The 14,724-nt window shown below is 45.2% G+C and carries 12 protein-coding genes; 8 read left to right on the forward strand and 4 right to left on the reverse strand.

The window, feature by feature from the left end; genetic code table 11:
- Positions 1-55: 55 nt before the first annotated feature.
- The 3 genes from J1C60_RS05150 to xseA form a co-directional block, all read right to left on the reverse strand.
- The gene (locus tag J1C60_RS05150; protein WP_128175998.1) at positions 56-388 is read right to left on the reverse strand and encodes a protealysin inhibitor emfourin; all 333 of its coding nucleotides are present in this window, start codon (positions 386-388) and stop codon (positions 56-58) included.
- Complete coding sequence (locus J1C60_RS05155) at positions 385-1,401, reverse strand: M4 family metallopeptidase (protein WP_128176000.1); 1,017 nt, start codon at positions 1,399-1,401, stop codon at positions 385-387. The genes J1C60_RS05150 and J1C60_RS05155 overlap by 4 nt, the downstream gene beginning before the upstream one ends.
- A gap of 117 nt (positions 1,402-1,518) precedes the next feature.
- Positions 1,519-2,880 carry an exodeoxyribonuclease VII large subunit gene (gene xseA / locus J1C60_RS05160; RefSeq protein ID WP_128176001.1) on the reverse strand — a complete coding sequence of 454 codons (1,362 nt, stop codon included), beginning with the start codon at positions 2,878-2,880 and terminating at the stop codon, positions 1,519-1,521.
- 171 nt (positions 2,881-3,051) lie between these two features.
- Between xseA and guaB the strand changes: the two genes are divergently transcribed.
- The 5 genes from guaB (at position 3,052) to J1C60_RS05185 (ending at position 10,958) form a co-directional block, all read left to right on the forward strand.
- Entirely contained in the window at positions 3,052-4,518 is a 1,467-nt protein-coding gene (gene guaB, locus J1C60_RS05165) for an IMP dehydrogenase (RefSeq protein WP_128176003.1), read from the forward strand.
- Between the two features lie 86 nt (positions 4,519-4,604).
- A complete protein-coding gene (gene guaA / locus J1C60_RS05170; protein ID WP_128176005.1) occupies positions 4,605-6,182 on the forward strand; it encodes a glutamine-hydrolyzing GMP synthase in 1,578 nt (525 codons plus the stop codon).
- 307 nt (positions 6,183-6,489) lie between these two features.
- Positions 6,490-7,680, forward strand: a complete 1,191-nt coding sequence (locus J1C60_RS05175) for a tyrosine-type recombinase/integrase (RefSeq protein WP_128176007.1) — start codon at positions 6,490-6,492, stop codon at positions 7,678-7,680.
- A gap of 201 nt (positions 7,681-7,881) precedes the next feature.
- Entirely contained in the window at positions 7,882-8,751 is an 870-nt protein-coding gene (locus J1C60_RS05180) for a hypothetical protein (protein WP_128176009.1), read from the forward strand.
- A complete protein-coding gene (locus tag J1C60_RS05185; protein WP_128176011.1) occupies positions 8,748-10,958 on the forward strand; it encodes a UvrD-helicase domain-containing protein in 2,211 nt (736 codons plus the stop codon). Before J1C60_RS05180 ends, J1C60_RS05185 begins: the two co-directional genes overlap by 4 nt.
- Positions 10,959-11,218: 260 nt before the next feature.
- Here the strand turns inward: J1C60_RS05185 and J1C60_RS05190 are convergent, their stop codons facing one another.
- On the reverse strand, positions 11,219-12,181 hold the full coding sequence (locus tag J1C60_RS05190) for a LuxR family transcriptional regulator (protein ID WP_235859152.1): 963 nt from the start codon (positions 12,179-12,181) through the stop codon (positions 11,219-11,221).
- An 86-nt stretch (positions 12,182-12,267) separates the two neighbouring features.
- On the opposite strand from J1C60_RS05190, the gene J1C60_RS05195 reads away from it, so the two are divergent.
- The 3 genes from J1C60_RS05195 to J1C60_RS05205 are packed head-to-tail and all read left to right on the forward strand — an operon-like array spanning position 12,268 to position 14,109.
- Entirely contained in the window at positions 12,268-12,498 is a 231-nt protein-coding gene (locus tag J1C60_RS05195; protein WP_050927029.1) for a helix-turn-helix transcriptional regulator, read from the forward strand.
- 5 nt (positions 12,499-12,503) lie between these two features.
- Positions 12,504-13,361, forward strand: a complete 858-nt coding sequence (locus tag J1C60_RS05200; RefSeq protein WP_128176015.1) for a helicase RepA family protein — start codon at positions 12,504-12,506, stop codon at positions 13,359-13,361.
- Complete coding sequence (locus J1C60_RS05205) at positions 13,348-14,109, forward strand: ABC transporter ATPase (protein WP_070244556.1); 762 nt, start codon at positions 13,348-13,350, stop codon at positions 14,107-14,109. The genes J1C60_RS05200 and J1C60_RS05205 overlap by 14 nt, the downstream gene beginning before the upstream one ends.
- Positions 14,110-14,724: the final 615 nt, after the last annotated feature.

Raw genomic sequence — 14,724 nt, forward strand, 5'->3', positions numbered from 1 at the left:
ATGCGGCCCTGCCAGGATATAGCGCATGGATAAGCTGGATATCCGAATAGTGTCACTATTCACCTCTTTGCCACAGCGCTTTCAGTTCCGGCGAAGCCCGGTTCTCCGGAATCAGTAGCACGATATCGCCCGTTTGATGAGTGGTTGCGTAGCTAATCTGAATACGGTAATAGAAACAATCGCCGTGTCCTGCCTGGCTCTGTGCTCCAGGGGCTTCCCCGAAGGGGAAAGCCTGTCTGAGAATGTCGCAAACGCGCTCCTTTTGTGGGGCTGGTAGCTGAGAGAGCGTAATGCGCCGCGCGCCAGACAGCTTAGGGATATACGCAAAACCGCCTTCTCGCGCCAGATCGATGACGGCATCATCGGTTAGTCTGGGAAGTGATTTCATGATAAAACGCCAACTTGAATCCAGGCATCTTCAATGGCCTGTGCGACGGATTTATTAAAGCGTTTTTGTCCGTGCTGTAACGTCAATTGGGCGAAAGTCGTAAAATCGGCATCCTGTGGTAGCCTGTCGTCGCAGACGGTATCGTACCAGGCATGTCCCGCCAGTTCCCATGCGTAGCCACCCAACGCTTTTGCAGCAAGGTAAAACGCGCGATTAGGGATGCCTGAATTCAGATGAACACCGCCGTTATCATCGCGAGTATGGATATAGTCGTGCATATGTGCGGGCTGGGGATCTTTACCCAGCATTGGATCGTCATAAGCTGTACCCGGCTCTGACATTGACCGCAGTCCTCGCCCTCGAATTTTATCAGTCAGTAAACCTTCACCGATCAGCCAGTCAGCACGATCGGCAGTTTGTTTGAGATTGAATTGCTTTACCAGCGATCCAAAAACGTCTGACAGAGATTCGTTTAGCGCACCTGCTTGTTCAAAATAGATCAGTCCGGCTTCTGTCTCGGAAATTCCATGTGCCAGCTCATGGGCCACGACGTCAATTGCGATAGTAAAACGATTAAAAATTTCACCGTCGCCATCACCAAACACCATTTGCTGACCATTCCAGAAGGCGTTCTGATACTCTTTGCCATAATGTACGGTGCCCATCAGTGTCTGGCCTTGGTTATTCAGTGAGTTACGCTGATATACCTGCCAGAAAAAATCGTAAGTGGCACCGAGGTACTCCCAGGCTTCGTCTGCGGCAATGTCATTATTACTCGATTGGCCCTCGCTGCGGATAAGATTACCCGGCAGGGTTTGCGTTTGCTGCGTATCGTAAATTTCTCGCTGAACGTGGCCACCTGCGGTAGCCTGGGAGGGGACATTTTTCTGCCAGTTTTCTGCCATCAGGGTCTGGACATGCGTTAGCGTTTGACGCGCACAGGCCTTTTGCTGTTCGCTGCCGTTATCAATAATTTTACGCAGAATGTAAGGTGGGATAACACCGTAATACATCTCATGCTCCCTGATCTTTTTAGGGGATATCGAGAAAGTATAGTTTGTCTGGCGTACTTGCGTGACGGGAGCATAAAATTGGAGGGCCGCACATTGTGTACGGCGCTGAAGGGGCGGTTATTTTACGCCTTTTTTGGCGGGGGTAATCGCTGTGACCTGGCTTTCAACCCAGCCATCATCCAGCCGCGTTCTTAGTGCATCGCCGGTATGCAACTGACGGGTTTTTTTCACCACCTTGCCATCTGCCGATGTCGTCACGCTAAAACCTCGTGCCAGCGTTGCCAGCGGGCTCACGCCTTCCAACTGTGCCGCGAGCGTTGAGAAACGTTGCTTATTGCCGTTGAGCCCTGTCTGCATCGCCTGCTGCAGACGATAATGCCACTGCTGTAATTGCTGTTGTGCGCGATAAATACGGCCTTGGGGGTGTTGTGCTCTCAGGCGCTGCTCAATGCGTTCCTGCTGGCGTGACGCCCGGCGAAGGTGAATCTGCACCGTATCGTTTAAACGCTGCTGTAGCTTGAACAGGGACGTCTGCTGACGTGCCAGACGTAACTGTGGGTGTTGTTGCTGTAAACGATGGTGCAGACGTGTGTAGTAGCGCTGTTGCCGGGCCAGATAGTAATCCATCGCCATTTCCAATCGCTGTTGCTGCGATTGCAACTGCCGTAGCAGTTCGGTTTGATTACGGCTCACCAGCTCTGCGGCTGCAGAAGGTGTTGGTGCACGCAGGTCAGCGACAAAATCCGCGATGGTGACGTCAGTTTCATGTCCGACCGCGCTAACGATAGGAATATGACTGGCGAAAATTGCTCGGGCGACCCGCTCATCATTAAAACTCCACAGGTCTTCCAGCGAACCCCCACCCCGGCCAAGAATCAGCACGTCGCACTCCTGGCGCAGGTTTGCTCGCTCAATTGCCCGTACGATACTGTCTGGTGCATCCACGCCCTGAACTGGCGTGGGATAAATTACAACCGGCAGCGAGGGGTCCCGACGGTGCAATACGCGCAGTACATCGTGCAGGGCAGCACCGGTAGCGGAAGTGATCACGCCGAGCTGTTTTGCTGGATCGGGTAACGCTTTTTTATAACACGGGTCGAATAAGCCTTCTGCGCTAAGCCGCTGTTTCAATTGCTCAAATTGCTGCTGCAACAGGCCATCGCCTGCAGGCTGCATACTTTCAGCAATCAGCTGATAATCACCGCGAGGTTCATACAGTGTAATCGTGGCACGAACCAGAATTTGCTGGCCATTCTGCGGCCGGAAGCTGACATGGCGATTGCTGTTACGGAACATTGCACAGCGCACCTGCGCGCCATCATCCTTCAGCGTAAAGTACCAATGTCCGGAAGAGGGCTGCGAAAAATTTGATATTTCAGCGCTGAGCCAGATCTGCCCCATCTCCCTTTCCAGCAGCTTACGTACCGTGGTATTGAGACGGCTGACGGTAAAAATATTTGCGGACGGCGGTAGTGGCATATGTGATGAAGATCAAATTTCAAATCAGGAGGTTAATTCGTCGATACTACATGGCTGATACGGTGGATCAAGACTTTTTATTAAATAATGCTGGAGGCAATCGATTACGGCCTGTATAATGCCGCGGCAATATTTTATCTGTTCTCATTCACCCCAGGTTGAGATATTGCCATGCTACGAATTACTAAAGAAGCACTCACGTTTGATGATGTTTTACTCCTTCCCGCACACTCTACCGTTCTGCCTAATACGGCCGATCTCAGTACTCAGCTGACACAATCTATCCGGCTGAATATCCCTATGCTGTCTGCTGCCATGGATACCGTGACCGAAGCGGGACTGGCGATTGCACTAGCTCAGGAAGGTGGACTTGGCTTTATCCACAAAAATATGTCAATCGAGCGCCAGGCAGAAGAAGTTCGCCGGGTGAAGAAACATGAAAGTGGCGTCGTTACCGATCCACAAACCGTGCTACCGACAACGCCGCTGAGCGATGTGCAGGTGCTGACGAAACGTAATGGCTTTGCCGGTTATCCGGTGGTCAATGGCGATAACGAACTTGTTGGGATTATTACCGGTCGAGACGTGCGTTTCGTCACCGATATGAGCCTACCTGTTTCCGCCGTCATGACGCCAAAAGAGCGTTTAGTCACGGTGAAAGAGGGCGAATCCCGCGAAATCGTACTGCAGAAAATGCATGAAAAACGCGTTGAAAAAGCACTGGTGGTGGATGACAGTTTTCATCTGTTAGGCATGATCACCGTGAAAGATTTCCAGAAAGCAGAACGTAAACCTAACGCCTGTAAAGATGCTGAAGGGCGTCTTCGTGTGGGGGCTGCGGTTGGTGCGGGTGCGGGTAATGAAGAGCGGGTTGATGCGCTGGTGGCCGCAGGTGTTGATGTGCTGCTGATCGACTCTTCTCATGGGCACTCCGAAGGCGTATTACAGCGTATCCGTGAAACCCGTGCAAAATACCCTGACCTGCAAATTGTGGGCGGCAACGTTGCCACCGGTGCTGGCGCACTGGCGCTGGTTGAAGCTGGCGTGAGCGCCGTTAAAGTGGGAATTGGGCCGGGTTCAATTTGTACCACGCGTATTGTTACCGGTGTGGGTGTTCCGCAAATTACTGCGGTTTCTGATGCGGTAGCCGCACTGGAAGGCACTGGCATCCCGGTTATTGCAGACGGAGGTATTCGCTTCTCTGGCGATATTGCTAAAGCGATCGCTGCAGGTGCGTCCTGCGTGATGGTCGGTTCCATGCTGGCAGGAACGGAAGAATCACCGGGTGAAATCGAACTCTACCAAGGGCGTTCTTTCAAATCTTATCGCGGCATGGGCTCACTGGGAGCGATGTCTAAAGGTTCATCCGATCGTTACTTCCAGACGGATAATGCAGCAGACAAATTAGTGCCGGAAGGCATTGAAGGCCGCGTAGCCTATAAAGGCCATTTGAAAGAGATCGTCCATCAGCAGATGGGGGGACTGCGTTCCTGCATGGGGCTGACTGGCTGCGGTACTATCGATGACCTGCGTACTAAGGCAGAATTTGTTCGCATCAGTGGTGCTGGCATTCAGGAAAGTCACGTACATGATGTAACCATTACGAAAGAGTCTCCAAACTACCGTATGGGTTCCTGATTTCACTCGCCCGGCCTGCCTGAAGGATAACGTGCATGCCGGGTGATTTATATTTATCTGTTTTACTTGCCTCGGAATTAGCGTCCATGACGGAAAATATACATAAACATCGCATCCTGATCCTCGACTTTGGGTCTCAGTATACGCAACTGGTGGCGCGCCGCGTCCGTGAGCTGGGCGTTTACTGTGAGCTGTGGGCATGGGATGTGACCGAAGCCCAGATCCGCGCATTTAATCCCAGCGGCATCATCCTCTCCGGCGGTCCGGAAAGCACCACCGAACATAACAGTCCGCGTGCGCCTGAGTACGTCTTTGAAGCCGGTGTGCCGGTATTTGGCGTGTGCTATGGCATGCAGACGATGGCAATGCAACTGGGCGGCCATGTTGAAAGTTCTACCGAGCGTGAATTTGGTTATGCACAGGTCGAAGTTAAAATCGACAGCGCGCTGGTTCGCGGCATTGAAGACTCCCTGAGCGCAGCCGGTCAGCCGCTGCTGGACGTGTGGATGAGCCACGGCGACAAAGTCACTGCAATCCCGTCTGACTTCGTGACTGTTGCCAGCACCGAGACTTGTCCGTTCGCCATTATGGCCAACGAAGATAAACGTTTTTATGGCGTGCAGTTCCACCCGGAAGTGACCCACACGCGCCAGGGCCAACGCCTGCTGGAGCGTTTTGTTCTGGACATCTGCGGCTGCGAAGCGCTGTGGACGCCGGCAAAAATCATCGAAGACGCGATCCTGCGCATTCGCGAGCAGGTAGGCAACGACAAAGTTATCCTCGGTCTGTCCGGCGGTGTGGACTCCTCCGTCACCGCGATGCTGCTGCACCGCGCCATCGGCGATCGCCTGACCTGTGTCTTCGTGGACAACGGCTTGCTGCGTCTGAACGAAGCCGAACAGGTTATGGAAATGTTCGGAGACCACTTTGGCCTGAACATTGTCCACGTCGAAGGCGAAAATCGTTTCCTGAACGCGCTGGCCGGTGAGAACGATCCTGAAGCCAAGCGTAAAATTATCGGCCGCGTCTTCGTTGAAGTGTTCGACGAAGAAGCACTGAAGCTGGAAGACGTTAAGTGGCTGGCACAAGGCACCATCTATCCTGACGTTATCGAGTCTGCGGCTTCTGCCACCGGTAAAGCACATGTCATCAAATCTCACCACAACGTGGGCGGTTTACCGAAAGAGATGAAGATGGGCCTGGTTGAGCCGCTGCGTGAACTGTTTAAAGACGAAGTTCGTAAAATCGGCCTCGAGCTGGGCCTGCCATACAACATGCTGTACCGCCATCCGTTCCCGGGCCCGGGCCTTGGCGTTCGCGTGCTGGGCGAAGTGAAGAAAGAGTACTGCGACCTGCTGCGCCGCGCCGATGCTATCTTTATTGAAGAACTGCATAAAGCCGATCTTTACAACAAAGTGAGCCAGGCATTTACCGTGTTCCTGCCAGTGCGCTCCGTTGGCGTCATGGGCGATGGCCGTAAATACGACTGGGTTGTTTCCCTGCGTGCGGTAGAAACCATCGACTTTATGACCGCGCACTGGGCGCATCTGCCCTATGATTTCCTCGGTCGCGTGTCTAACCGCATTATCAACGAAATCAACGGTATTTCCCGCGTGGTTTACGATATCTCCGGTAAGCCACCAGCAACGATTGAGTGGGAATGATTTCGCGTCTGGCAACAGCCTGCACGTAAAAGCAGTAAAGTACCTCTAAGCCCGCGTAACTGCGGGCTTTTTTGTTTTTGTGTCTGGCATTTTCTGGCAGCTGTTAGCAACGGGAAGCACGGTTTTTTCAATGGAATTTTTGATGGTACTCTCTGGTTTCGAATTCAGGTTTGAAAAAGTACCATGTGATAAATTTCGGTTGAGTTATGGTATTTATTTTTTATAACTCAATTAAAAACAGATAGTTAAATAACTTTTCTGAATTTTTTACAACATGGTATTTTTTGATAAAGGAAAACAATAAACCATGTTAACTGACACCAGGTTGCGCCACCTTAAGCCGAAGGAAAAACTCTATAAAGTTAATGACCGCGATGGTCTGTATGTTGCGGTGACTCCGGCTGGAACGATCTCATTTCGCTACAACTATTCAATAAACGGAAGACAAGAGACCGTTACGTTTGGCCGCTATGGTGTTGGAGGGATTACGCTTGCAGAAGCGCGTGAACGGCTCAATGAAGCTAAAAAAATGGTTGCCGGTGGAAGATCGCCTGCGCGGGAAAAAGCCAGAGATAAAGCGCGTATCAAAGATGCGGAGACTTTTGGTGCATGGGCTGAGAAATGGTTACGCGGTTATCAAATGGCTGAATCGACGCGTGATATGCGGCGTTCGGTATATCAAAGGGAGTTGAAGTCAAAATTTGCGCAGCAGAAATTGACCGAGATTACACATGAAGACTTACGAGCATTAACCGATAACATTGTCGAGAGAGGGGCACCGGCGACAGCTGTGCACGCCAGAGAGATTGTATTGCAAGTCTATCGTTGGGCTATTGAGCGCGGTCAGAAGGTGGATAATCCAGCTGATCTGGTACGGCCTGCAAGCATAGCGAAATTTGAGCCTCGTGACAGGGCATTGACGCCAGTTGAAATTGGTCTGATGTATCGGTACATGGAACGGGTAGGAACGACTCCATCAATCAGAGCAGCGGTTAAACTTTTGCTGTTAACGATGGTACGTAAAAGTGAGCTTACTAACGCAACCTGGAACGAGATCAATTTTAGTGAGGCATTATGGACGATACCAAAGGAGAGGATGAAACGACGTAATCCACATTTGGTTTTTCTTTCCAAACAGGCAATGGATATTATGATTGCTCTCAAAACCTTTGCCGGTAGCTCTGATTTTATCCTTCCTTCGCGGTACGATTCCGATGCGCCAATGAGTAGCGCTACTTTAAACCGGGTTTTGACACTGACGTATCGCCTGGTACAGAAAGAAGGGCAGTCATTGCCAAAGTTTGGTCCCCATGACTTACGGCGTACAGCTAGTACCTTGTTACATGAGGCTGGGTACAATACTGACTGGATTGAGAAGTGCCTTGCGCATGAACAGAAAGGGGTTCGAGCTGTTTATAACAAGGCCGAATATCGGGAGCAGAGGGAAGAGATGCTACAAGATTGGGCTAATATGATTGATGAATGGGTTAATAAGTGAATAAAATCAATCGATTAAGTTTAATTCTTGCCTGTTGTGACATCAGAAGAAGATTTTAGCCGCTAAAATTTGGAGGGATATGTGGATCAAATCCAGCTACCGACATGATTCCGGCAAGTAATCTAGTACCTAACGAGCTGAATTGTTATAATTTTTAGATGCAACAGTGGATTAGATAGTAATCAATAAGGAGTTTATTTAATGCAAAGCTACTTCTATGATTTTGAGGATGAAGATGATGAAGTCAGGCAAGGTGATATTATACGGAAAAACATTAATTCCATTCAAGAAAAAGAAGATAGTCATCAATTCGGATTAATCATAACTGCGGACTGCGATATAGCCCAGAATAAATCTAGTTATAGGTACAACTGGTTAGAAATAGTGACAGCCCAAGATTTTTTAGCAAACCATTGGCTAAAATCTACATTTCAGAAAATAAATAAAAAACAAACTGAACAATGTCTATTGTTTTTGAATAAGAAAATTCAATCGAGAAATGAAAACCTATCAACACTAAGTTCCTCTAGTCTCTATGACTGGTTAAGAACCGATACGCCAGAACAAATACTTCATTCTTTAGATGTTAATGAAAATAGAGAAATTATAAATAAATTAAAGGTGTTGTATATAATTCATCACGGGGTCAATGAAGTTAATCCATTATCTTCATACAAGGAAATACACTCATTGTTGGGGGGTAACGAAAAGGGATTTAAAAAAGAGTTAATCCAAGCTCTTGAAGGCACTGGCGGATTTCCTGATTTCTTTTTTCTACCAGAAATACCAAAATGCAATAATAACATTGGTTATGTTGTTTTACTTCGTAATATATACTCTATGGATTATGAAGGTTTACACTTTAGTGAAGTAAATGCAAGGGTTAACGGCGACCCCAATGGATTTTATAGAATTGGTCGACTGAATGAATCAATAAAATATTCTATCTCACAAAAATTAGCTTTTCTTTTCTCTCGTATTGGCATGGAAACTGATTTCGAAGATAATTGTTCTGCAGCAATAGAGTTATCAATTGAAGATATAACGACATTAAAGGAATTGACTAAATGAAATATAAAACCTTAGTAATTGATGATAATGCCTTGATGACTCTTGATGCTGCTTTGATAGATGATGATTGGTTCAATGATTTTTTTATTCCTGAGAATGTAGAAGGTTTAAGGCGTGTTGAGATAAACGAAACTATTTATTTACTTTCGAAGCAGGCCGAACTCGAAAGCACGTTACTAGTAATTCGCATTGGTAATGATGGTGTTTTTAGAACTAAAGCAAAAACGAGAAGTGTATTTGAAAGGATTTTACGCGTAGGATTGCGCAATGTTGATCGTAGCGTTTCTATTCCTGTTCAATGGAACCCCTATAACCACAATTCACTTTTGAGTATACATGCTGAGTCGATAGGTTTCAAAAACAGAAGATGTAGGATTTGTTTTGAACGTTCTCCTCGGGGGGGGGCAAATATATATGCTTTTGCAGTTACGGAAGAAATAAAACCCATAGAATCTTTAGATATAGATCTGGATTATTACGATGATGCTATTGATAGTTTCTTAGAAGCACTTGTTACTGACACTCAAAAATTAGCACCGGTTGGGAATTATGGAATTTTATTGAGTGAGCCTTTAAATTATCAAATTACTACTTCCGGGACATTACAAGATTGGCTCGATAGAATATTAAGTAGTGAGCAGCTTAAGTTTGTTAATCAACCCTTGGATCGCCCAGTAAGACTAAGAGGTGTAGCTGGGACAGGAAAAACCCAAGCAATGGCTGTGAAATTTTTGCGTGATATGTACGCAGATGCTGATAATTATGGAGAAAAAATATTTGCATTTATAACACATAGCTCGGCACTGGCGCATGAAGTCATACGTGGTATGTTTTACTCATTGGATCCCTCAAGTCGCTGGGCTGAACTATGCGTACCATCTGGGAAAAAGAAACTTTGGATTGGCACTTTATATGAACTGGCCCGAGAGTTACTCGATTATCAAAAGAAAGGATTAGAAACTTTATCAATAGATGGTAGTTCAGGCAGAGAAATGCAAAAGGATTTCATAAATGACTCAATCAATAAAATCATTCTAGACCCTAGGATTAACTTATCATTATTAAATAATTGCCAATCCTTTAAAAGTAGATTGATGGATGAAAAAAATAGACACATCTTATTAGATGAAATTATGAATGAATTTGCATGTATTTTAGATGCGGAAGTTATACGTAAAGGTACTGCCGATGCTGAAAATTATATAAAATCTCAGCGCGAACCTTGGCAAATGAATTTACCGGATCCAATGCACAGGAAAATTATTCTGGAAATACATGATGAATATAGGAAAATAATTAGAGAACATAAGATGTTCGGCCTAGATCAAATGATTGCCGACTTTGCGAGATACTTATCAACTCACGAGTGGGATCAATTATGCGAAAGTAATGGATTTGATGTCATTTTTGTAGATGAGTATCATTATTTTACAAGAAATGAGGCAATGATGCTACAAAGCTTGTTCAAACCTAATGCCGAAAATGATGGAAAATGGCCGCTTATAATGGCTTATGATCTTAAACAGAGTACTAGTGATGCATCTTATGGTGGTGGTGTTTCAAAATTTAAGAACCCAGGTGTTGGCGAGTCTGTCCCGGTAGATTTAAATGAAGTATATAGGTCAACACCGCAAATAACACGATTCCTGCAAGATATTGATGGTTCATTTCCTGCCATTGATTTAGAAGGAGAGTATAGATCATATGTTGGACAGTCTAATAAGGTTGATGGTGAATTAACAAGGCTCATTGAATATGACACAAATATTTCTCTAGTGGATGATGTTTTTAGAAAAGCAAAAGTCTCTGCATCCGAACTTGGTGGTGCAAAAGTAGCGGTACTATGTCTTAACGAGGAACTTTTTAGTGCATATTTAAACGCGGGGCGTTTGAATGGTAAGTATGTATCGGTAACTACTCGAGAGGATATGAAAGAGTTACGGTACGCCAAAAGTCGTTTCGTTTTTAGCATGCCAGAATATGTTGCAGGGTTACAATTTGACACGGTTTATCTTATCCATGCCGATGAGGCTGATTTAGCGTATAACTATATAAGCCAAGGAGCAAGGCGTCGCTATGTATCAAGAATTTATTTGGGAGCGAGCCGGGCGGCAAACAAGTTAGTTATCGCAACTTCAAAAGAAAGAGGTGGAGTAAGTGCTGTTATTGATGGACCATTGAAGTCAGGCAGTATCCATACTAATTAATATTTATTTTAAGGAGCATCATTGTATGCTCCTACTAATTTAAATGGATGCGAATGTTATTATTTTAGTTAAGTATATGATTTAGTTAATTATAATCATTAAAATTACAAAATTAGCAATATATTACTTAATCTATATTGTGATGTTATATTGTGTTTTTAATTAAAATTTATCAAGCGCCATATTTGTGAACGATTTATGGGGGTGTTAGAAAGTATTTTCTTGTTCAAGGATGCCCCGAGAAATAGTCAATACTCTCTTTAAATATAGAATTCATTTCGTAAAGTTGCTAAGGCCTTCGACACGGCCTGACGTGTCATAGGTAAGTGATAATTTTTCGTTAAAATCTGTGCAACCTCAGATTGATTAAATCCCTGATGCATTAATATAAGTATTATTTTCTTAGTGTCGGAGAATTTAGATTCAGCCATGCGTTGTGCTATATTTCTCAGTTCACCTATATCTGCTGGCATCAAGGTTTTTGACTGAATCCAATGGAAAAAATAGTCGTCAATTAATCGATCCCCTGAGCTTGCATTGGCTTTATTTGGTTTAGCACATTGCCGTCTCAGTCTTATTAGTTCTTTATTAAACTGTTCGGAAGAACGTTTTCCTTGTCTGTACTTGGGATTCCATTGGCCATCGGTCAGTCTGGGCCTATGGTTCGAACAATATTGATGGCTAAGGACCAATTTTTCATGGTAGGAAAACTCAATATCGTTAGCAGTATATTCTGATATTTCACTAATAAATTGAGAGTATTCAGTCTGGTTACCGCAGAACTCGCAAAAACCGAGTTTACGCTGTGAATTTATAGTTACCCCCTTTGCAGGTGAGGATTTGTTCGGCCGCTTGGATGCACACTCACTAACTAACTCAATAAGAGATTCAATCGTAGCAATAAGGCATTTATCAAGAGAAGTTTGACGATCTAAAGTTAGGATGAAATTACGCAAAAGAAGTCTTTGTGCCTGTACTACGACGTTTAAATCCACTTTTTTAAGTACTTCACTAAATCCTAAATTTGCTCCCGAAATGTAGTCTTTATGACTTAGTGGTAGGGAATTTACATAAGCAGCTACTGCTGGATCAATAACTTCCTGTATGAGACGCAGTATTGGATACCTCCGTGAAAATATGGAGTACGGAGAACTACGCTCTACAAATAATTTAATTGCAGCTTCAACTGTGAGGTCACAGCCTTCCCAAATAGTAATTTTCATGTCAACCATTTTAGCCAATGAATAGGTTTTAGCAAGTGGTAATGCTTGGCATTGTATAGGCCTGATTGGAAACTGGAGGAAGGCAAATGCAAACAAAGGCAAATAGCACGCTTATTAATAGAAAAACACTTCTGAAAATGATCCCATTGTCAGCCCGGACTATTTATAACCTTGAGCAACGAGGCGAATTTCCTCGCCGTATAGCGCTAACCAGCCGAAATGTTGCATGGCAACTGTCTGAAGTAGAACAGTGGATTGCGGATCGTAAATCAGCAATGTTTAAAGCGGCTAGACCCGGTATTGTTTTAGGTAGGTAACTGTAATGTCATTGAACATAATGGAAGCGTTTGAAGCTAAGCCACAACCAATTGATTACGTTTTGCCTAATCTTGCTGCTGGTACCGTCGGAGCGATTGTTTCCCCGGGAGGTGTTGGAAAGTCAATGCTGGCATTACAACTGGCTGTGCAGATTACTTGTAGTGTAGACCTTTTAAACTTTGGTGAATATCCAACCGGGTTAGTGGCCTATCTGCCTGTGGAGGACTCGGCAACTATCATTCACCATCGTTTATATGCTTTGGGAAAATATCTAACAGCACGAGAGCAGCAGATTGTAGCTGATAAGTTACTAGTTGAACCTTTGGTAGGAAAGTGCCCAAATATTTTCTTGCCACGTTGGAGCAACTTGATCAATGAAATTTCAAAAGGTAGACGGTTAATAATTCTGGATACTCTTCGCCGTTTCCACCAGGAAGATGAGAATAATAGCGGAGCAATGTCCAAAGTCATTGGAAAGCTAGAAGGTATTGCTGCCGATACTGGGTGTTCGATTATATTTCTACACCATTCAAACAAAGGTGCTGCCATGATGGGAGTTGGTGATATACAACAGGCAAGTAGAGGTAGTAGTGTCCTGGTTGATAATATACGGTGGCAATCTTATCTGGCTGGAATGACCGCCTTAGAAGCAAAGACGTACGGTATTGCTGATGGTGTTCGAGGTCAATTTGTTAGATTTGGAATCAATAAAGCAAATTATGGTGAACGTGCCCCAGATCGTTGGTTACAGAGACATGAGGGGGGAGTATTAAGAATAACGGCGCTCAGCTCGAAGAATAATAAAAAGCTTACTAAAGAAAGAATATCGGCCTGGAGTAGCGCTGACAATGACTACTGGTAATAAAGTGGCACCCACAAGTACAGCATGGCAAGCAAGGGTCGTTCTATATCAGCCAAGCCAGCGTCCTCAAGAGTTAAAGGGACAGTGGATGGAAACCAGTTTCGGACGTTGTCGTGTTACCGGTCGGCTCGGACAACGTCATGCCGATATCGTGGAGACAATATTATATGTTGCCGAGCAACGTCGTGAAATTTCTGATGGTGGAATCGAATTATTAGTAGATCCAGCGAAAGTACGCCGAACGCTATCCGATGCACAATATAGCTATGGCCGCATACAAAAATTGCTTATAGATCTTCGCGTTGCAACAGTTGAAATTATAACGCCAGAGCTGGAGAGAAGCGGCGACTGTATAATAGGGGGGCTTATCGATCACGTAGTGCCATCACCTATGACTCGGCCTGATCCTTTGACTGGGGGAAAACGTCGTTTATGGCGTGTCCGTCTGGGGGTTGCACTCGCAATGTTGTTGAAAAGGGATTTGCATTTTTATTATCCCCCTGGCCCCATCGCTCGATTACAACATGGTATTAGCCAGGCTGTTGCTCGTCACGTCTTAACTCATAAACATAATCCTTCAGGAGGCTGGTATATGGATAAGTTGATAATGGCAGTTTGTGGTGAAGGGACGAGTAATATGACTTTGCGTAATTATCGTCGACGATTGAAAGAAGATGCCGGGCAATTGCTTGAAATTGGCATTGAGATAAAAAGTGCCAAGATAAAACGTGTCACAACGGCCCGATAGTGTGCTGCAGCGGCCCGATAACGTGTTATAGCGGCCCGATAGCGTGTCACAGCGGCCCGATTTTTTAACTATTCAGCAGTATTTATAGGATCATTCAGTATCTTCAGGCTTTGAAATCGCCAGCCTGAGCAGGCGCTTTCAAATCTAGAATCGGCCAAAGGCCGATGGTTGGACGCCAGAAGAGGAGATTACCTACGCACTTGTTATATAGACACTTGAGGTAGGTTTTCATGACATATGAGGTACACCCTTAGCCTTATGCATAGGGGGGTAGATTTTAGCCGCTAAAATCTGCAATGCACATGCTCTGACAAGGTAAGTAAAAAAATGCATGAGAAAATAAAAGACTTCTTACAATATATCGAAACATAAATACAGTTGGTGGACGCCCATTTATAACTACTAAAGGTCATTTTCAAAAGGGAGAAATATAGTTTCCTTGCAAAAAACACATTTGCTGCAGATCTTTACTCGAGTAATCCTATATTAATACGCTAAGAAAACACATCCTGTACACTGAAATACACATTGTCGTGCACAGATATACAACGGCAACTGCAGGGCAGGACATGTAAAGTAGGCCCACCGCTACGGTGTTCCAACTTTACCACTCCC

The sequence above is a fragment of the [Pantoea] beijingensis genome (genome assembly GCF_022647505.1).
In the GTDB taxonomy this organism is placed as follows: Bacteria; Pseudomonadota; Gammaproteobacteria; order Enterobacterales; family Enterobacteriaceae; genus Erwinia; species Erwinia beijingensis.